The sequence below is a fragment of the Streptomyces xanthophaeus genome, assembly GCF_030440515.1.
Lineage (GTDB): Bacteria > Actinomycetota > Actinomycetes > Streptomycetales > Streptomycetaceae > Streptomyces > Streptomyces kutzneri.
The window spans coordinates 581409-600973 of sequence record NZ_CP076543.1; the positions used below are offsets into that span (position 1 = coordinate 581409).

At 73.9% G+C, this 19565-nt stretch carries 15 protein-coding genes; 6 read left to right on the forward strand and 9 right to left on the reverse strand.

Features of this window, described 5'->3' with window-relative positions; translation table 11 throughout:
- Positions 1-5: 5 nt before the first annotated feature.
- The 3 genes from KO717_RS02645 to KO717_RS02655 are packed head-to-tail and all read right to left on the reverse strand — an operon-like array spanning position 6 to position 7140.
- Positions 6-965, reverse strand: a complete 960-nt coding sequence (locus KO717_RS02645) for an ABC transporter ATP-binding protein (protein ID WP_437184461.1) — start codon at positions 963-965, stop codon at positions 6-8.
- Positions 962-3853, reverse strand: coding sequence for a hypothetical protein (locus tag KO717_RS02650; RefSeq protein WP_301364174.1), 2892 nt, complete (start codon positions 3851-3853; stop codon positions 962-964). The genes KO717_RS02645 and KO717_RS02650 overlap by 4 nt, the downstream gene beginning before the upstream one ends.
- Positions 3850-7140 carry an ABC transporter permease gene (locus tag KO717_RS02655; RefSeq protein ID WP_301364175.1) on the reverse strand — a complete coding sequence of 1097 codons (3291 nt, stop codon included), beginning with the start codon at positions 7138-7140 and terminating at the stop codon, positions 3850-3852. The genes KO717_RS02650 and KO717_RS02655 overlap by 4 nt, the downstream gene beginning before the upstream one ends.
- A 196-nt stretch (positions 7141-7336) precedes the next feature.
- Here KO717_RS02655 and KO717_RS02660 point away from each other — a divergent pair, with 196 nt between their 5' ends.
- Entirely contained in the window at positions 7337-8083 is a 747-nt protein-coding gene (locus KO717_RS02660; protein WP_301364176.1) for an ABC transporter ATP-binding protein, read from the forward strand.
- On the opposite strand, the gene KO717_RS02665 is transcribed toward KO717_RS02660, so the two are convergent.
- Complete coding sequence (locus tag KO717_RS02665) at positions 8078-8779, reverse strand: DUF4232 domain-containing protein (RefSeq protein WP_301364178.1); 702 nt, start codon at positions 8777-8779, stop codon at positions 8078-8080. The two genes, KO717_RS02660 and KO717_RS02665, sit on opposite strands and share 6 nt — an antisense overlap.
- 222 nt (positions 8780-9001) lie before the next feature.
- On the opposite strand from KO717_RS02665, the gene KO717_RS02670 reads away from it, so the two are divergent.
- The 4 genes from KO717_RS02670 to KO717_RS02685 all read left to right on the forward strand — a co-directional run bounded on the left by KO717_RS02670 (position 9002) and on the right by KO717_RS02685 (position 14057).
- Positions 9002-10390: a transcriptional regulator gene (locus tag KO717_RS02670; RefSeq protein ID WP_301364180.1), complete on the forward strand. Its 1389-nt coding sequence runs from the start codon at positions 9002-9004 to the stop codon at positions 10388-10390.
- 144 nt (positions 10391-10534) lie between these two features.
- Entirely contained in the window at positions 10535-12211 is a 1677-nt protein-coding gene (locus tag KO717_RS02675; protein WP_301364181.1) for an FAD-dependent oxidoreductase, read from the forward strand.
- The gene (locus KO717_RS02680; RefSeq protein ID WP_301364183.1) at positions 12208-13707 is read left to right on the forward strand and encodes an ATP-binding protein; all 1500 of its coding nucleotides are present in this window, start codon (positions 12208-12210) and stop codon (positions 13705-13707) included. The genes KO717_RS02675 and KO717_RS02680 overlap by 4 nt, the downstream gene beginning before the upstream one ends.
- Positions 13704-14057: a UBP-type zinc finger domain-containing protein gene (locus tag KO717_RS02685; RefSeq protein WP_301364184.1), complete on the forward strand. Its 354-nt coding sequence runs from the start codon at positions 13704-13706 to the stop codon at positions 14055-14057. The genes KO717_RS02680 and KO717_RS02685 overlap by 4 nt, the downstream gene beginning before the upstream one ends.
- Positions 14058-14137: 80 nt before the next feature.
- Here the strand turns inward: KO717_RS02685 and KO717_RS02690 are convergent, their stop codons facing one another.
- The 4 genes from KO717_RS02690 to KO717_RS02705 all read right to left on the reverse strand — a co-directional run bounded on the left by KO717_RS02690 (position 14138) and on the right by KO717_RS02705 (position 17886).
- The gene (locus KO717_RS02690) at positions 14138-14878 is read right to left on the reverse strand and encodes a DJ-1/PfpI family protein (RefSeq protein ID WP_301364185.1); all 741 of its coding nucleotides are present in this window, start codon (positions 14876-14878) and stop codon (positions 14138-14140) included.
- A 140-nt stretch (positions 14879-15018) separates the two neighbouring features.
- Positions 15019-15801 carry a crotonase/enoyl-CoA hydratase family protein gene (locus KO717_RS02695; protein WP_301364186.1) on the reverse strand — a complete coding sequence of 261 codons (783 nt, stop codon included), beginning with the start codon at positions 15799-15801 and terminating at the stop codon, positions 15019-15021.
- 75 nt (positions 15802-15876) lie between these two features.
- The gene (locus tag KO717_RS02700; RefSeq protein ID WP_301364187.1) at positions 15877-16593 is read right to left on the reverse strand and encodes a response regulator; all 717 of its coding nucleotides are present in this window, start codon (positions 16591-16593) and stop codon (positions 15877-15879) included.
- Positions 16594-16608: 15 nt separating this feature from the next.
- A complete protein-coding gene (locus tag KO717_RS02705; RefSeq protein WP_301364188.1) occupies positions 16609-17886 on the reverse strand; it encodes a sensor histidine kinase in 1278 nt (425 codons plus the stop codon).
- A gap of 262 nt (positions 17887-18148) precedes the next feature.
- On the opposite strand from KO717_RS02705, the gene KO717_RS02710 reads away from it, so the two are divergent.
- The gene (locus tag KO717_RS02710) at positions 18149-18583 is read left to right on the forward strand and encodes a hypothetical protein (RefSeq protein WP_301364189.1); all 435 of its coding nucleotides are present in this window, start codon (positions 18149-18151) and stop codon (positions 18581-18583) included.
- Between the two features lie 139 nt (positions 18584-18722).
- Here KO717_RS02710 and KO717_RS02715 read toward each other — a convergent pair whose 3' ends face one another.
- A complete protein-coding gene (locus KO717_RS02715) occupies positions 18723-19511 on the reverse strand; it encodes an SDR family NAD(P)-dependent oxidoreductase (RefSeq protein WP_301364190.1) in 789 nt (262 codons plus the stop codon).
- Positions 19512-19565: the final 54 nt, after the last annotated feature.

Here is a 19565-nt window from a genome sequence, read left to right on the forward strand (position 1 = left end):
ACGGCCTAGTGGGCTCCGTCCGGGCGTAGTTCGATGTGGTCCGGGGCCAGGTCGACCGCCACGCGGTGTTCCATGCCCAGGGCCTCCAGGAACTTCGGGGGGAGCTGGACGCGCCCGGAGCGGTCGAGGACGACGTACTCGCGTTCGCTGATGGATTCCTCGCCGTGCTCGTCGGTGACCAGGCGGCGCAGGACCTCGCTGCTGGTGCGGCCGTCGCGGATCGCCACCGTCCGGCGGACCTCGCCCGCCACCATCGGGTCGTGCGTCACGATGACCACCGTCACGCCGAGTTCCTTGTTCACGGTGCGGAAGGTCTCGAAGACCGCCGCGGCCGTCTCCGAGTCCAGTTCGCCCGTGGGTTCGTCGGCGAGGAGCACCTTGGGGTCGTTCGCCATCGCCACGGCGATCGCGACGCGCTGCTGCTGGCCGCCGGACAGCTCCGCCGGGCGGCGGTGCGCCAGGTCGCCGATCCCGAGGGCTTCCAGGATCTCCCCGACCCTGGCCGCGCGGCGTGCGCCCGCGCCGCGGCGGGGGCTGTCGCCCTTCAGCTGCATCGGCAGGGCGACGTTCTGGGCGGCCGTCAGGAAGGGCAGCAGGTTGCGGGCCGTCTGCTGGAAGACGAACCCGACCGCTTCGCGCCGGTAGCGCAGCCGGTCGCGCGCCGAAAGTTCCAGCAGGTCGTAGCCGGCGACCGCCGCGCTGCCGGCCGTGGGGACGTCCAGGCCGGCCAGGATGTTCAGGAGGGTGGACTTGCCGCTGCCGGAGGCGCCGACGAGGGCCATGAGGTCGCCCTGCTCGACCGTCAGCTCCAGCCCCTGGAGGGCCTGTACCTCGATGCCGTCCTGGCTGAAGATCCGCACCAGACGGTCGCAGGCGATCGCGGCGTCCGCCGCCGGGGTGCGCGGCTCCGCGGCGGCCGTCGCCCGGCGGCGCAGCTCCTCGTACGTCGGCTGGTCGGTGTTCAACGCTGGTCTCCCGCTCTCAACTCGGTGGTGATCTGCCGTCGCCCGGATGTCGCCGCCTCTGCGCATACGGCTGCGGCTACCAGGGCGGCCAGGCCCAGGGCCTGGGTCAGTACGGGCCCCGCCGTCAGCTGCACACCGTCCGGCACGTGGGCGCCGACCAGCGTGGACAGGTCCATCGCCGGGCCCAGCAGGGCCACGGCGGCCGCCGCCACCAGGGCCCCGCCCAGCGTCGCGGCCAGGGTCTGCGGCAGGGTCTCGGCGAGGATCAGCGCCACGCCCTGCCTGCGGCGCAGCCCCATCGTGCGCAGCCGGGCCAGCAGGGCCGCGCGTTCGGGGACGGTCCGGACCAGCGTCAGCAGGACGGCCAGCAGGGCGAAGCCCGCCGCTGCGGCCATGGAGGCCCAGAAGAGGCGCTGCGCCGAGCGCTGCAGCGGATCGGCGCCCAGGGCGGTGACGGCCTCGGCGCTGGTGTGCACGGGGTACGGCTCGTCGAGCGCGGCCGGGCCGGCGGCGGAACCGGAACCCGGGATCGGGGCCGGCGCCGGGGCCGGAGTCCCGGACGGCGCGGGGAGCTTGGAGCGGACCAGCTCGCGCAGCTTGCCGCCGTCGACGTCACCGAGGCCGAGCCACCGGTTCGGGTGGTCGGCGCCGCCCATGAGGGCCGTCGCGGCGCCCGTGGGCAGGACGACGGTCGCGGCGTCCCGGGCCGGATGGGCCGGGGTGCAGTCGACCATGCCCGCGACGCGTACCTTCAGCTCCCCGCCGTCGCCGGGCTGCACCGTGTACGTGCCGCCCTTCTCGGCCTGCCCGGCCAGGCTCGCGCTGAACAGCGCGGGCACCGGGGCATCGGCGGCCGCCGCACCGCCGGTGGCCAGCAGGGCGGGGTCGAAGGATCCGCAGCCGAGGACGCGGGACAGCTCCGCGTACGCGGCCGGATCGGCGGCGATCACGGTGACCTGGCTGGATCTGACGGTGGTGCCGTGCAGGGAGGAGTCGTGGTCGATCCACAGCGGCACGGACGTCCGTACGCCCGGCAGTTCGCCCGCGGCCTTCGCGAGCCCGCCCGGGAGCGGGGTTTTCCCGAATGCGGAGATCGCCACGTCGCCCCCGACGGTCAGCCGGGCCACACCGAGCCGGGACGAGTCCACCGACTGCAGCACGGCGGCGCCGAATCCCCCGGTGGTGATGGCGACGAGCAGCGCGACCATGGGCAGGACGGAGGGGCCGGTGCGGCCGCGGGTCTGCGTGCCGGTCGTCGCCTGGCCGCGGGCGGCCCGCGCGAGTCCCAGGAAACCGACCAGTCCGGAGCTGCGGCCGGCCGCCCGGGCGAGCCATCCGGTGACCACCGGCTGGATCCGGGCCAGCAGCAGCCCCCCGCACAGGGCGAGCAGCAGCGGGGCCGCGATCAGCAGCGGGTCGAGGTCGCTGCCGGGCGGGGCGACCCCGCGGCGGCGGACCTCCACCACGGCGGCGACGGTGGCGATGAGGACGAGCAGTTCGGCGACGGGCCTGCGCCACCGCCCGGCCGGGCGTGCCGGGGTCAGCAGTACGGCCGCCCGGACGGGGAAGGCCAGCAGGGTGAGCAGGGCGACGGCCGCGGCCGAGAGGAGTGCGGGCGCGAGCCGGGGGGTGGGCAGCAGCAGGACGGCGAGCGCGGTGGCGGCCGCGGCCGCCGGGAGTACGGTGACGGCGCCCTCGCCGAGGAGCCGGCCGACGATGGCGGTGCGCGAACCGCCGCGCGCGAGCAGCAGCCGCAGTTCGGCGTCGCGGCGGTCGGCCGCGAGTGCGCCGGCCAGGCACAGGACGACGAAGGCGACGCCGCCGACCCCGGCGGGTCCGATCGCGGCGAGCGGGGCCGCGGCCTGGGTACGGGCGCGGGCCTCTTCGAACCGCTCGGGCAGCCACGAGGTGGTGTGCAGCCGCGGACGGCCGGTCTCCCGGGCGAGGGTGGCGGCGGTGGGCCCGGCGATGTAGGAGGCGATGTCCTTCCTCGTGTCGTCGAGCCGGTCGGCCCGCAGGCGGCCGACGTCCACCGGCAGCTGCCAGAAGTCCTCGGCGGTGCGGCTCCAGGTGCTCATCCGGTCGAGGTCCCCGGTGCCGACGAGGGCGTCGACGTCCCAGGCGAGGCTCTCGTTGTAGTAGTGCTCGCAGGCGCGGGCGAGGCACCCCAGGTTGTCCGTCCAGAACGCGTCGGTCTCGTCGAGGACCCCGTAGAGACCCACGACCTCGACGGACGGCGTGCCGTCGACCCGGGACTCGCTCTTCAGGACGGATCCGACACGGGCGCCGAGGGTCGCGGCGGCCTTCTGCGAGAGGGCGACCTGCAGGGGCGCCGTCTCCCCGGGGACGGCCTGCGCGGGGGCCGTGGGTGTGCTGCTCGGCCAGTGCCCCTCCGCCAGCTTCACGTGGGCCTCCGCCTGCCGGACGTGCAGGAGGTTCATGCTGGGCGGAAGGCCGGAGGGCTGGGAGAGTTCCGGATTCAGCAGCGGCTGCCGTTTGGTGGTGCGTGCGCCGTGGACGGTCTTCTCCGGGTCCACACGGAAGGTGGACCCGGTCGGCCCGAGCAGTTTCTCCAGCGTGGAGTCCAGGGCCTGGGTACTCTGCCCGCTGTCCGGGGAGGGTGCGGTCACCTGCAGGCTGGTGTTGCCGGCCGCGCTGCGTTCCAGGAAGGAACGCAGGGCCTGGTCGGCGCCCCGGTCCTGGGCCCGTGGCAGCGCGGCGGCCAGCAGCACGGCGACGAAGGCCAGCGCGGCGCCGAGCAGGGTGCCCACCGGCGCCGCCCGCAGCCGGGTCCTGACCCAGGGCGCGGGCCGCGGCGCGGTGGACGAGGACGCGGTCGCGGACGCCGGGGCGGACGACGGCGGGGTGGCGGACGGCTGGGTGGTCACATCTCCTCCACGGGACGCAGCCGGGCGGCGATGTCGCGGCCGCGGGGGCCGCTGAGTGCGGCCGACAGCAGGGGAACGGCTGCGATGGCGGCGACCGTGAGCAGGGTCTGCCAGAACGGCATGTCCACGTGTACGGGCGGGAACGGCCGCCCGGCGGCGGGTGTCAGCACGACCAGGGGCGCCATCAGATGGACGAGGGCGACACCCAGCCCGGCCCCGACCGCGGACCCGATGAGGATCAGCACCCCGCCCTCGGCGGCGGACGCGAGGGCCAGCGAGCGCCGCGGGGTGCCGAGTGCGAGCAGCACCGAGAACTCCCGTCCGCGGACCCGCCGTTCGGCGGCGGTGGAGGTCGCGAAACCGATGGCCGCCAGGACCGCGCAGGCGGCGGCGAGGGCGGCCAGGGCGCTCTGCGGGCCGGCGCTCAGCGGGTCGTCCAGCAGCTGCTCGGTGATCTCCTCGCGCAGTTGGACGCGCTCGATCCGGGCGCCTTCGCGCAGCTTGTCCGCCGCGCGGGCCGGGACCGGGTCGGCGGCCGATTCGGCGGGCAGCCACCACTCGGTGGGCGAGGCGGGCTGCTGGCCGACGGACTCCAGCAGGAACCGGCCGAGCACGTGCAGGTCGACGGCGAGCGCCGAGCGGCCGGCCACGGGGAGGGAGTCCACTGAGGCGGTGATCCGCATCGGGACACTGGCGCCGTCCAGCGTGACGGGGACCGTGTCGCCCACGGAGGCGCCCAGGGACCGCAGGTAGCGGGTGGTGGCGACCGCGGGGACGGCGGTGGGGGCCGGCCCGGCGGGCGTCGGGAACACCACGGTGGTGACGCCCTGCAGGGTGCCGAAACCGCCCCAGTAGCGCAGCCGCAGCAGGTCGGTGGAGCCGGCCGGGACCGGAATCGTCTCGGGGGTCCTCTTGGCGCTCGTCCCCTGCGGGAGCGAGGTCCGCCAGCCGGCGGCGGCCGCGGGTGTGGTGACGCCCGCGGCGGTGCCGTCCGCGGTGTCGGAGACGGCGATCCGGCGCAGGGTCAGTTCGCTGCCGTCGCCGGGGTTGTCGCCCTCCCCGGCGTACGAGAGGCGTATCCCGGCCAGGGTCAGCGGGGTGGCCGCCGATCCGACCGGGGCTCCGGTCAGCGCGTCGAGGAGGAAGGGGAGGGTGACGTCGCCGCCCGCGGGCAGGGTGACCGAGGCCGTCCCGTACGTCGCGCCGAACCGGTCGCGCAGCAGCAGGCTCACGGCGGCCCAGCTCGTACCGGAGGACCGGACCGACACGTCGAGGTCGATCCGGCGCGGGGAGCCGGGCAGGGCGACACCGGGGCTCGCGGGAGCGGCCGCGGCGCCCGGGGCGCCGGCGGCGAGCGGGGTGAACAGCTCGCGCATGCCGTGCCCGCCCCGCAGGTCCGCGCGCAGCGGGACCCGTTCGGCCGCCTTGACGGCGTCCAGCGCGACGATGTCGGCGGGATTCCCGTCCGGCAGCTTCTGCTCCCGGCGGACCACCGGTACGAGGCGGTCGCCGCCGGGCAGGGCCGCGTAGCGTCCGCCCTGGCCCATCGGGGACATGCTGCTTCCGGAGATCCGCAGTCCTCCTGCGGTCGCGAAGTCGGCCTGGTCGCGCTGGGACGCGGACCAGCCGGTGTGCTGGCCGAGCGCCAGGATGCCGCTGGCGACGGCGAGGACGAGCAGCAGCACGGGCCCGGTGGCCCGGCCGGGCCGTCGGGCGAGCTGCCAGCCGAACAGGGCGGGGCCCAGGCTCCGGCCGCGCGCCGCCAGCCGTCCCCCGGCCCGCGCCGCGAACGGCAGCAGGCGCAGGACCAGCAGCGTGCCCCCGCACAGGGCCAAGGCGGGAGCGACGACCAGGACCGGGTCGACACCGAGCCCGCCGCCGGCGGAGGCGCCGGACGCGGGGGCGTCCGTACCGCCGTACTGCGACAGCTGCTGGTAGCCGAGCACGGCGAGGACCACGACGGCCAGGTCGAGGCCGGAGCGGGCGGCGCCCGTCACGACCGCCTGGCGGCTGCCCACGCGGCGCAGTACGGCGGCGGAGGCCCCCTGCAGGACGGAGGGCAGGGTCGTCAGCAGGATGCAGGCCAGGGCGCAGCCGACCGCGACCGGCCAGACCAGCCAGGTGTCCGGGATCTCCAGGTGGACGCGCCCGAGCGGTCCGAACCGGCCGAACAGGCGCAGCAGGGGCGGTGTGAGCAGGGGTGCCAGGACGGCCGCGGGCAGGGCGAGCAGCAGGGACTCGGCCGCGGTGAGCGCGCCGAGGCGGCGGCGGGAGGCGCCGCGTGCGGTGAGCAGGACGCGTTCCGGTTCCTGGCGGACGGTGAGGATGTGGGAGACGAGGAGCAGTGCGGCGGTCGACAGGACGGCGAGCTGGAGCGCGCCCATCAGCAGGGTGGAGCGGGCGACGACCGTGCCGGCGCTCAGTTCGGCCAGGAGTCTGGGCAGTTCGGTGGCGGTCCGCAGCGAGCCGGCCCGTTCGAGGGCGGCGCTCGCGGGGTCGGCCCTGGTCCGGACGGCCTCGGCCTCGGCGGCGCGGACCGTGCTCAGGTCCGGGGTGAGCAGCGTGAGGCGGTGGTTCTGCAGGATGCTGCCGGTGGTGAAGGCGCTGTCGTCCACCAGGAGCGGGCCGTAGATGGCGAAGGTGTCGGCCTGGACCTCGCGGCCGCCGAGGGGGTCGAGCCGCCAGTACGCGGCGTCCGGCTCGGCGGCCCGGTACACGCCGGTGACCAGCACGGTCAGCGGCGCCCCGCCGAACCGGTCGTCCAGCCGGACGGGGGCGGGCAGCGCGGACTCGGCCAGGCCGAGGCGGGCGAGCGCGGCGCGCGGCACGGCCACCTGGGTCGGCGCGGCCGGGACGCCGGCGGCCGGGGGTGCGGCGACCGGCGCGGGCCACGCACCGGCGAGCAGCTGTACGTGGTCCTTGCCGAGGGCGGCGAGCAGGGTCAGGTCGGCGTCGCGGCCGGAGGCGGCGACGCCGGGCAGTCCGTACGAGCGGCTGCGGGCCACGCTTTCGGAGGCCACCGGGAGCCGCCCGAACACCTCGTCCGCGAAGGCCCGTACGGACGCGTCGTCCTTGGCGCGGGAGTCGGCGGGATGGCCGCTGGTGATCACGACGGTGGTGCGGGACTGTGCCGTCCCGGTCAGGGCCCGCCGGAGCCCTTCCTCGCCCACGCCACGGGTGAAGGCCGTCAGCGCGGTCAGTGTGGTCGCGGTGATCAGTACGGTGAGCAGCACGGCGACGGCGAGCGGCCATCGCCCGCGCAGTCGGCGCACGACGAAGCCGAGCACGTCTGGTATTCCTCCCCCGTCCGGACCGTCAGTACCGGATAGCGGACGATGCTGTCAGATGTGATCGACAGAGGGAAGGGGCTTGCGTGATTGGTGCGACGGATGCGCAAATGCGATCAGAAGGCTGCAGCGACGGATGGTGCGGGACCGGGGACCGGGCGCCCCGCGCGGACAACTCGACGGGGGAACGGACACGATGAGGGATCACCAGGCGACGGCGACAGCGACGGTCGCGACGCAGGCCGGGCGGCAGGGCGACGGCTCTGCGATCGTGGTCGTCGACGACGTGCACCACAGCTTCGGCAGCGGATCGCAGGCCGTCCACGCCCTGCGCGGCGTGTCCTTCGAGGTCCGCCGCGGCGAACTCACCGCCCTCAGGGGCCGGTCGGGCTCCGGCAAGACCACCCTGCTGAACCTCGTCGGCGGCCTCGACACCCCGACCGGCGGCCGGATCACCATCGACGGCACCGACCTGGCGTCCCTCGACGAGCCGGGCCTGCTCGCCCTGCGCCGCGACCGCATCGGCTTCGTCTTCCAGTCGTTCGGCCTGATACCCGTCCTGACCGCGGCCGAGAACGTCGGCGTCCCGATGCGCCTGCGGCGCGTACCCGCCAAGGTGCGGGAGGAGCGCGCCCGGACCCTGCTGGCCCTGGTCGGGCTCGCCGACCACGCCGAACAGCGGCCCGGCGAACTCTCCGGCGGCCAGCAGCAGCGCGTGGCGGTCGCCCGCGCCCTGGCCAACGACCCTGACCTGATCATCGCGGACGAGCCGACGGGCCAGCTCGACTCGGAGACCGGCCGCTCGGTCATGGAGCTGCTGCGCGCCGTGGTGCGCAGCGAGTCCGTGACCATCCTCGTCGCCACCCACGACCCCAACCTGATCGAACTCGCCGACCGGGTCGTGGAACTGCGCGACGGCCGCATCGTCGCGGCCGACTCATGAGCCGAGCGCGTCGGCGCTGCTCCGCTGCCAGTACGTGACCGACAGCGAGCTGTCGTAGGCGAGACCGGCCGCCGGGAGGGGCGGGATCGCGGACGCGCCCCCGTCACTGAGGGGCGTCCGGCCCTGGAAGGCGATCGTGAGCCGGTGTCCGGTCGTCCCGCCCTCGCTGCTGCCGTCTGCCGCCGACAGCAGAGCCCCCGCGTAGCCCGACTCGCCCGGTGCGAGGGACACCACGGCCTGGGGCCGGGTCTGCTGCTGCGCGGCCGGCACCCATTGCATCTCGTCGAAGCGGAGCACCGGGTAGTAGGTCAGATCGCAGGTCTTCGAGCCGGTGTTCTTCACCGTGATCAGCATGTGGTTGAGCGGCCGGGAGACCGGCTGCACCGTGACGCCGGTGTTCGCGCCGTTGCACAGGACGCGCTGCTGTTCCCCCGCGGCCGTCGGTGCGGAGGGGGCCGACGCCTTCGGCGAGCCCTCGGGGGCCGCTGCCGCGGTCGAGGAGGCCGAGGGAGCGGCTTCCGTGGCTGGGCTCGAAGCGGCTGCTTCTCCCCCGTCCTTGAAGCCCGTGCCGTCCTCGCACCCGGTGAGGGAGAGGACGAACAAGGCGGCCGCGGCCGCACCGGCGAGGCGCCGGAAGGCGTGCGGGCGGGAGGTACGGGCGGTGCGGACGAGGGGTGCGCAGGGAAACGCATGCATTGCTGACGGCCTCTCATGGGGCATGGCGACAGCGCCCGGTGGGGGTCCTCCGGGACCGGCCGCCGGGAGCGGTGTGCTTGGATGACCTCAGCCTGAGCGATACTCCGTCCCAGCCGCCACATCCGCTGGGCCATCAGGAACGCTGGAATACCGGCATAGGCTCTGAGCTGCGCAAACAACCTGTTCCTGGAATGCGGGACAGGACACGGGGTGGGAGGAACGGTGTCGGAGGACACTGCTGGGTCCGGGTTCGCCGGGCTGCTGCGGGAGTTGAAGGACCGGTCAGGCCTCAGCTACGGAACGCTCGCCAAACGGCTCCACATGAGTGCGTCGACCTTGCACCGCTACTGCAGCGGCGACGTGGTCCCGGCAGACTACGCACCGGTCGAACGGCTCGCCCGCCTGTGCAAGGCCTCGCCCGAGGAACTCCTCGCCCTGCACCGGAGTTGGGTGCGGGCCGATACGAACCGCCCGCGCAAGGGCGCGGACACGGGCGGCGCCGTGCAGGAGGTGACCGGGGCACCTGCCGGAACCGGAACCCTTCCGGTCGACACGGCCGAGGTGCACGGCGCGGCGGACGCACCCGAAGTGGCCGGGGCGGGGTCCGGGGCGGGGTCCGAGGTCGCAGAAGTGACCGCCGCGGCCGGGCCGACCGCACCGACCCGGCGTGCTCGCCCGCGCGGGGCGGTGCTCGCCGGGATCGCGGTGACGGTCGTGGCCGCCGTCACCGCCCTGGCCGGCGTACTCACCCTCGACGAGCGCCCGCCGGAACAGGGCACCGACGTCCGGGACGGCCCCGTCGGTGCCACGAACCGGTTCCCTGCCGGGGAGAAGTCCCCGGCAGGACCGGACGACCCGGACGGACCGTCCGCGTCCTCGCACTCGCCCTCGTCCTCGTCCGCCTCGTCGTCGCCGTCCGCGCCCTCGTCCTCGAACGCCACCCCTGCCGCCCCCGCAGCGGGACACGGCAGCAGCGGGGGCGGCGACACCTCCGCCGGCACGCCGGTGAAGGTGACCACCCGCCCCCACACCTGGGAGGCTCCCTGCGGCCAGCACTACCTGATCGACAAGCCCCCGGCCCAGGTGGGCCCGCCCCCCGTGGAACGGGACGCACCCGCGTGGGTGGCGGCATCCGGGGCCGTACCCGCGGGCGAGCAGTACGTCACCCTCACCCTGCAGGGATCCGGCGCGGACACGGTGGTGCTGGACGGGCTGACCGTCCGTACGGTCGCCAAGCGTGCCCCGCTCCCCTGGAACGACTACGCCATGGGCTACCCGGGGGTGGGCTGCGGTGCCGGCGTCCCGACCCGCTCCTTCGGCGTGGCCCTGGACTCCGCACGCCCGGCCGTCGCACCCCTGCCGGGCCAGCGGGGCTTCCCCTTCTCGGTGAGCGAGTCGGAACCGGAGGTGCTCCACATCAAGGCCGCCACCTCCGACCACGACGTGAGCTGGTACCTGGAGCTGTCCTGGTCCAGTGGCTCCCGACACGGCACCCTCAAGATCGACCACAACGGCAATCCCTTCCGCACCAGCGGACGCGGGGGGCGGACCGGCTACGAGTTCCCCCTCGGCGGCGACGGATGGGTCGGGGCGGGCACGACAGTTCATTGACCAGGAGCGACCGGGTGGGTACCCGGAGCGCCCGGCCCGCGTCGTCCCGGAGCGGTCCGGGAGGATCGACCATACGATGGGCTGGAACCGGCGCGGGCGGCTCGCCGGGCCGCCTGCCCAGAGCACTCGGGGTGGAGACGACGTATGGCACAGGCCGCCGACACTGCGCGGACCGTCATCCTGACCGTGGACGACGACCCGGGAGTCTCCCGGGCCATCGCCCGTGACCTGCGGCGCCGCTACGGCGCCGAGTACCGGATCGTGCGCGCCGAGACCGGCGACTCCGCGATGGAGGCGCTGCGCGAGCTGAAGCTGCGCGGGGACCTGGTGGCGGTGATCCTCGCCGACTACCGGATGCCGCAGATGAACGGCATCGAGTTCCTGGAACAGGCCCTCCAGGTGTACCCGGGTGCGCGGCGCGTGCTGCTGACCGCGTACGCCGACACCAACGCGGCCATCGACGCGATCAACGTCGTCGACCTCGACCACTACCTGCTCAAGCCCTGGGACCCCCCGGAGGAGAAGCTCTACCCGGTCGTGGACGACCTGCTCACGGCCTGGCGCACCAGCGACTACCGTCCGGTGCCCGCCACCAAGGTCGTCGGGCACCGCTGGTCGGCGCGCTCCTCCGACGTGCGGGAGTTCCTGGCCCGCAACCAGGTGCCGTACCGCTGGTACTCCTCCGACGAACCGGAGGGGCGGCGGCTGCTGGAGGCGGCCGGGGCCGACGGGCAGCGGCTGCCCCTGGTCATCACGCCCGAGGGCACCGCGCTGATCGAACCGGAGGCGCCTGAACTGGCCTCCCACGTGGGGCTCGCGACGACGCCGGCCGCCGACTTCTACGACCTCGTCGTCATCGGCGGCGGCCCGGCCGGGCTCGGCTCCGCGGTGTACGGGGCCTCCGAGGGGCTGCGTACCGTACTGGTCGAGCGGTCGGCGACCGGCGGACAGGCCGGTCAGAGTTCCCGCATCGAGAACTACCTCGGATTCCCGGACGGCGTGTCGGGTGCCCAGCTCACCGAGCGCGCCCGCCGCCAGGCCGGCCGGTTCGGCGCCGAGATCCTCACGGCGCGTGAGGTCACCGGGCTGGAGGTCAACGGCGCCGCACGCGTCGTCCGCTTCTCGGACGGCTCGGCGATCGCCGCCCACAGCGTCATCCTGGCGACCGGTGTGTCGTACCGGCAGCTCCACGCGCCGGGCTGCGACCAGCTGACCGGCTGCGGGGTGTACTACGGCTCCTCGCTCACCGAAGCGGCCTCCTGCCAGGGGCAGGACGTGTACATCGTGGGCGGCGCCAACTCGGCCGGGCAGGCGGCGATGTACCTGGCGAGGGGCGCCAAGTCCGTGACTCTGCTGGTGCGCGGGGAGTCCCTGACCGCGTCGATGTCGTACTACCTGATCCAGCAGATCGAGGAGACGCCGAACATCACCGTGCGTACCCGGACCGTCGTCGAGGCGGCGCACGGCGAGGGGCACCTGGAGCAGCTGACCCTGCGCGACGTGGACGGCGGAGGGAGCGAACTCGTCGACGCGCAGTGGATGTTCGTGTTCATCGGCGCGGCCCCGCTGACCGACTGGCTGGACGGAACGGTGCTGCGCGACGACCACGGCTTCATCCTGGCCGGGCCGGACCTCACCGCGGACGGGCGGCCGCCTGCCGAGTGGGAGCTGGACCGGCCGCCCTACCACCTGGAGACCAACATTCCCGGCGTGTTCGTGGCGGGCGACGCGCGTGCCCAGTCCGCGAAGCGCGTCGCGTCCGCCGTCGGAGAGGGAGCCATGGCCGTGATGCTCGTCCACCGGTACCTGGAGCAGTCATGAGCGGACAGGTCCTGCCGTGCAGCCCGCAGGAGATCGCCTCGCTGTTCCTGTTCGAGAAGCTCACCCCGGAGCAGCTCGGGCGGCTGTGCGCCGAGGGGCGGGTGGAGCGGTTCGAAGCCGGTCCCGTGTACACCGAGGGCTCCCCCGCCACCTGTTTCTACGTGATGATCGAAGGCACCGTCGTGCTGTACCGCCGGGTCGGCGGCGACGACGTCGAGGTGAGCCGGACCTCGCAGCGCGGCGTGTACGCCGGGGCCATGCAGGCGTATCTGGGCGACCAGGTGCCGCAGACGTACACCAACTCGATGCGGGTGACCGAGCCGACGCGGTTCTTCGTGCTGCCCGCTCAGTCGTTCTCGGACATCATGCAGGAGTGGTTCCCGATGGCGGCGCACCTGCTGGAGGGGCTGTTCTTCGGCTCCAAGAACACCCAGCGGGCCATCGGGCAGCGCGAACGGCTGCTTGCGCTCGGGTCCTTGTCCGCCGGCCTCACCCATGAGCTCAACAACCCGGCGGCGGCTGCCGTCCGGGCCACGGCGACACTGCGCGAGCGGGTCGGCAAGATGCGGCACAAGCTGGCCCACATCTCCCAGGGCCAGTACTCGCGCGAGACGATCGCCGACCTCATCGAGATCCAGGAGCGCACCGTCGAACGCGTCGCGAAGGCGACGGCGCTCAGTCCGCTGGAGGCCTCCGACCGGGAGGACGAGCTCGCCGACTGGCTGGACGACCACGGCATCGCGGAGGGCTGGCGGCTCGCGCCGACCTTCGTGCAGGCCGGGCTGGACACGGACTGGCTGGACCAGGTCGCGGCGACCGTGGCCGAGGAGATCCTGCCGTCGGCGATCGGCTGGCTCAACTACACGGTCGAGACCGAGCTGCTGATGGACGAGATCGACGACTCCACCACCCGCATCTCCCACCTCGTGGACGCGGCCAAGCAGTACTCGCAGCTCGACCGGGCCCCGTACCGGGTCGTCGACGTCCACGAACTCCTCGACAGCACCCTGCTGATGCTGTCCGGCAAGTTCGGTTCCCGGGTACGGGTCGTGAAGGACTACGACCGCTCCCTGCCGGACGTGCCAGCCTACCCGGCGGAGCTCAACCAGGTATGGACCAACCTCATCGACAACGCCGTGTTCGCCATCGGGAGCACCGGCGGCGACGGCACGCTGACCGTCCGCACGGCCCGCGAGGGTGACCGCCTGCTGGTGGAGTTCCGCGACACCGGACCCGGTATCCCGGCGGACATCCGCGGCCGTATCTTCGACCCCTTCTTCACCACCAAGCCGGTCGGCGAGGGCACCGGACTGGGCCTGGACATCTCCTGGCGGATCGTCGTGAACAAGCACCACGGCAGCCTCCAGGTCGAGTCCGCCCCGGGTGACACCCGCTTCCAGGTACTGCTGCCACTGACCGCCCCGGCCCCCGGGGCCGATACCGATACCGGATCCGCGACCGAGACCGCGACCGCGACCGCCGAGGAGCCCGTATGAGCGAGATCGAGGGAATCGACCCGAGCGCCGCGCCCACCGGCACCGGCTGCACCGAGTGCGACGAGCTGGGCGGCTGGTGGTTCCACCTGCGGCGCTGCGCCCAGTGCGGCCACATCGGCTGCTGCGACTCCTCCCCCGCCCAGCACGCCACCGCCCACTGGAAGGCCTCGGGCCACCCCCTGGTGCAGAGCTTCGAGCCGGGCGAGGAGTGGTTCTGGAACTACGACACGGACGCCCTGTACGACTCCGGCCCCGAGCTGACCGCTCCGCGCGATCATCCGGCGGAGCAGCCGGTCCCGGGCCCGGCCGGCCGGGTGCCCGAGGACTGGACCCAGCACCTGCACCGCTGACCGCCGTGGCCCGCCGCGGCCCGCCGTGACCCGCCGTGACCCGCCGTGACCCGCCGTGACAGTCGGGTACGGCGGGCCGGCTACGGCCGCCCGGCCGTAGGCGGCGTCCACACCGTGCCGCGGGCCTCGTATTCGAGCATGGCCTCCACGCCGGTCGCCGCGTCGGCACCCAGTTCCCGGCGTACGAGCCACAGGGCGAGGTCCAGCCCGCTGGTGATGCCACCGGCGGTGACCAGGTCTCCGTCGTCCACCACACGGGCGTTCTTCAGGAGGCCGCCCTGTTCCGCCAGGTCGGGGCGCGCCTTGTGGTGGGTGGTGCAGGGGCGTCCGGTGGTCAGCCCGGCGGCGGCCAGCAGCATGGTGCCCGTGCAGACGGCGCTGACGGTGAGGCCGGGGCGGACGGCCGCGGCCAGCTTCCCCGGGAGGACGCCGCTGCGGATCTCGGCCCACACTCCGGGGCTGTCGCGGCGCGCGTATCCGCCGCCGGGCACGAGGAGGATGTCCGCGGTGCGCGGGGCCCAGGCGTGCTCCACCTTCACCTGCGTGCCGTAGGCGGCGCGTACGGCCCCGGGCCCGGAGGCGCTCACGTAGCGGACGTCGATCTGCCGGTCGGTGAAGAACCGGGCGGCCGCGAAGACCTCGTAGGGCGCGGCGAAGTCGAGCTCCTCCACACCCTCGTACATGACGACGTGCACGCGTGCAGGCCCCGCCGGTCTGCCGGCGGAGCGCGGTTGCGCCGCCGCGGCCACCCCGGCGGCACCTCCCCACGCAGCCGCCGCGCCGACGGCGACCTGGGCCCGGAGCATGCTCCTGCGGTTCATCCGACGGTTCCTTCCGATCGCCCGGCCGATACGCCGCTCTACGACAGGGGTCGGATCCGCCGGAGGCCGGGTTCCCGGGGCCGGTTGTGGCAGGCGCCACACCTGGACGATCGACGAAAGCCGCGGGGGCCCGGCACCCGCTACTGCCCGAAGGTGCCGTGTCTGCCCGCCCCGGCCGCGAACCGGCCCGCCCCGGCCTGGGTCTCACCCGCGGTCAGCGGCACCAGGCCGTGCCGGAACTCCCCCGCCAGCGCGTCCTCCTCGGCCAGTCCGTGCTGTTCCAGGACGGACAGCCGGTCGTGGCGCAGGCAGATCCGGGGGAACCCGGCGATCTCGCGGGCCAGTTCCTCCGCGGCCGCCCTCGATCGGCCCGTGGGGACGACGCGGTTGGCCAGCCCGATCGCCTGCGCTTCGGCCGCCGGGACCGGACGGCCCGTCAGGATCAGGTCCATGGCCCGGCTCTCGCCGATCAGGCGGGGCAGCCGGACCGTGCCGCCGTCGATCAGGGGAACGCCCCAGCGGCGGCAGAACACACCGAACACCGCGTCCTCCTCCACGACCCGCAGGTCGCACCAGAGCGCCAGTTCCAGGCCGCCCGCCACCGCGTGCCCCGCGACGGCCGCGATCACCGGCTTGCCGAGCCGCATCCGGGTCGGCCCCATGGGTCCGTCGCCGGTGGCGAGCACCTGGTTGCCGCGCTCGGTGCCGATGGCCTTGAGGTCGGCGCCCGCGCAGAACGTTCCGCCCTCGCCCCAGAGCACGGCGACGGCCGCGTCCTCGTCGGCCTCGAAGTCCCGGAACGCATCGGCCAGTTGTGCCGCCGTCGGTCCGTCCACGGCGTTGCGTACTCCTGGCCTGCTCAGGATCACCGTGTACACGGGGCCGTCCCGCTCGACCCGCACCGAGGCCTGCTCGTCCGCCATGCCCGCTCCCCTCCTGCTCGCCGGCCTCCATTGTGGGGGCGGGGAGGCCGCTGCGCGCGGGACTCCCCCGGACGCTCAGCCCGGCCCGCCCGCAGCCGGGTCGGAGCCGGGCAGGTTCGTCGGGCCACCCGGCGTCACGAGCGCCGTCTCGTAGGCGAAGACGACGACCTGGGCCCGGCTGGAGAGCCCGAGCTTGGCCATCGCGCGGTTGAGGTGGGTCTTCACGGTGGCTTCGCTGATGAAGAGCTGCCGGGCGACTTCCGTGTTCGTCGCGCCCGTGGCCACGAGACGCAGGACGTCGCGCTCACGGCCGGTCACGGTGTGCCAGTCCGGGGCGATGGCCCCCGGCGGTGTCGGCCCCGGGTGGTACGCCTCGATCAGGCGCCTGGTGACGGTCGGCGCGAAGAGCATGTCTCCCGAGGCGACGGTATGGATGGCGGCGACCAGGCGCTCGGGAGGCGTTTCCTTGAGCAGGAACCCGCAGGCGCCCGCGCGCAGGGCGTTGTAGACGTATTCGTCGAGGTCGAAGGTGGTCAGCACCAGGATCCTCGGCGGTGTTCCGCCCGTGTCGCCCGCGCGGCGGAGGATGCGCTGTGTCGCGGTGATGCCGTCGGTGCCCGGCATCCGGAGGTCCATGAGGATGACGTCGGGGGCGGTGGCCTCGGCGAGCCGGACGGCTTCTTCCCCGTCGCACGCCTCGCCGGCCACGGACAGTCCTGGCGCGGCGTTCAGCAGGGACACCAGTCCGGCACGGATGAGCAGTTGATCGTCGACCACCAGTACCGTGGGCATCGGGGAATTCGGTCCTCATCGGATATGGACGTCCCCGGTGCCCGGGGCCGGGAGGCCACCCGGCGGCCGGTCACTGGTGGTGGGCGCCGGAAGGGTGAGCCGTACCTCGAATCCGCCGAGGGCGCGGGGGCCGGCGGTGACCGACCCGCCGTAGATCTTCGCGCGCTCCCTCATGCCGATCAAGCCGTGACCAGGTGACATCTCCCTGTTTGGCTGGAAGTTGTCGCCTCCCTCGTTCGTCACGCACACCACGACGGTACGGCGTTCGTAACGGATCGTCACAGCTGCCCGGGTCGGTCCCGCGTGCTTGAGCACATTCGTCAGCGCCTCCTGGACCACCCGGTAGACGCACAGCGCCATGCCCTGTGGAAGCCGGATCGGGGATCCCGTGATCTCCATGGTGACCTCGGCCCCCGCGCCCCGCACCCGCTCCAGCAGCCGGTCCAGCAGGTCGACCCCGGGGGCCGGGGCGTAGGCGGCGCCGTCCTCCTCCGGTCCGTCCCGCTGTCCGTCCCGCACCCCTTCCTGGCCGACGCGCAGGAGCACGAGCATCCGGCGCATCTCCTCCAGCGCCTCCCTGCTGGTGTCGGCGATGGTGTCCAGGGCCCGCCGGCTCGCCGCCGGGTCCGAGGGGAACACGTACGAGGCCATGCCCGCCTGGAGCGAAATCACCGACATGTGGTGGGCGACCACGTCGTGCAGTTCCCGTGCGATGCGCACCCGTTCCTCCGTGAGGGCCTGGCGTGCGTTCTCCTCCTGCTGGCCGCGCAGCTGGGAGGTCAGTTCGGCGAACTGCCTGTTCCGCTCGGCGAGTGCTCCCGAGCCGCGCCCGACGACGAGGACGACGGCCGGGAACAGGAGCGCCTGGGCGAGGACGGTCGGCATGGAGCTGTGGTCGATGTTGCCGATCCCGGCGTACACCCACACCCCCGCCACGACGGCCGCGCACACGAGCGCGGTTCGGGGGCGGCGGGTCGCCGCCACCGTGTACAGGCCCAGGAGCGAGGGCATCGAATTGACCACCGGCCAGTACCCGCAGGCGATGAACACGGTCCACAGCGCACTGCTGGCGCCGAACACCACGACGGGCGCGAGGCGGCGGGCCACCATGACCAGACCCACCAGGGCGGTCAGGACCGCCCCCAGGCCGTCCACGGAGCGCCATCCGGCCGGCGGCTGCTCCTGCCCCAGCAGCAGCCCGGCGCCGACGTAGCCCAGCGCGAGCAACGAGTCGACCGCCAGCGGCCGGTACCTTCCCCCGAGCCTGTCGAGGAATCCCGATCCAGCGTGCATCGGCGCAGCCTACGGGCCTTCGGGCGGCCGGGCCATGGGCCTGCCGCGGGACCGGGCCCTACCACCTGCGCATGGTCCGGCTACCGCCGCAGTTGCAGGCGGGACGTCCGCCACCCGCACCGGGTGGAGGCCCGAATCATCCCGGTGCGTGCCGCCGGGCGGCCTCCGGCCCGCCTAGCTTTCTGTCTGGCCGGCGCCCGGGGCACACCGTGGCGGCGGCGCACCCATCGACTTCCGATTCCCGGCAAAGGGAGACACATCCATGACCACTCCTGTGAAGCGCGCGCTCGTCGGAGCCTCCGCCGTCGCCTCGGCTCTCGTGATCGGGCTGGCGGGCACCGCGAGCGCGGCCACCATCGGCTTCCACCAGACCTCCACCAGCGGCAAGGCCGAGATCAGCGGCACCTACGAGTACCACGTGTCGGGAACGATCCCGCAGACCGGCGAGAAGCTCTACTCCGGATCGTTCCAGGGCTCCACCGCCAAGGACAAGGTGGCGGGCGACGGTTACGAGGCCGTCCTGGCGCTGGCCTACCAGGACTGGAAGGACGGGGCCTGGCACTCGGTGAAGAACTACGTGGCGGTGGTCAACGGCACGAAGAGCTGGACCTTCAAGAACAAGAAGGACGTGAAGGCCTACGCCTGCGACCGCAAGGTCGGCACCACCAAGCTGCTGAACTGCCGCGCCGCCTGGTAGGCCTGTCCGCCGTCACCCGAGGGGGCCCGAGCCGGACGTCCACGGGGGAGCGTCCGGCTCCGTGCGCACTCCCCGAAGTACCGGAGGGCGGGCCGTCACCCCTGTGACGGCCCGCCCTCCGGTGTTCTGGTGCGTCCGCTCACGCCTTGAGGGCGCGCCCCGCCACGGTCAGCGCGAGGCGGCGGGGGACCAGGGCGGACGCCGTGGCGGAGAGCCGGTTGCCGAGGCCGACGACGATGCTGGGCGGGGTCTTTCCGCGTTCCAGTGCCCGGCGCGCGGCGGTGACGACCTGCTCCGGGGTGGCCATCCGGCCGACGGCGGCGTCGCGGCTGCCGACGACGTCGAAGAACTCGGTGCGGACCGGCCCCGGCGAGACGGCGAGCACCCGCAGGGAGGAGGCGCGCGTCTCGTACGCGACGGCCTCGGTGAAGTTCAGGACGAAGGCCTTCGTGGCGCCGTAGACCGCCATCGCCGGGGTCGGCTGGTAGGCGGCCGCGCTGGCCACGGTGACGAGGGCGCCCCGGCCGTCGGCCGTCAGGCCGGGCAGGAACTCTCTGGTCAGTTCCGTGACCGCGAGCACGTTGAGCTGGATCATCTCGCTGATCCGGGCGGGGTCCTCGCCGGCGAAGGGGCCGTGGGTGCCGAAGCCCGCGTTGTTGACCAGCGTGTGGACCGGTACGCCGAGTGCGTCGAGCTCCGCGCGCAGCGCTGCCGCGGCGCCGGGCCGGGCGAGGTCGGCGGCGATCGGGCGGGCCGTGACCCCGTACCGGCGCTCCAGGTCCGCGGCCAGTTCCTCCAGCCGGTCGACGCGCCGGGCGACGAGGACGACGTCCGCCCCGCGCTCGGCCCACTGCCGGGCGAACTCGACGCCGAGGCCTGCACTCGCCCCGGTGATCAGGGCTGTGGTTCCGCGGTATGTCATAGACATGGGTCGGCGCTCCGTTCCGGGACTCCGGTTGATGGTCGATACTTGAATGTAGGC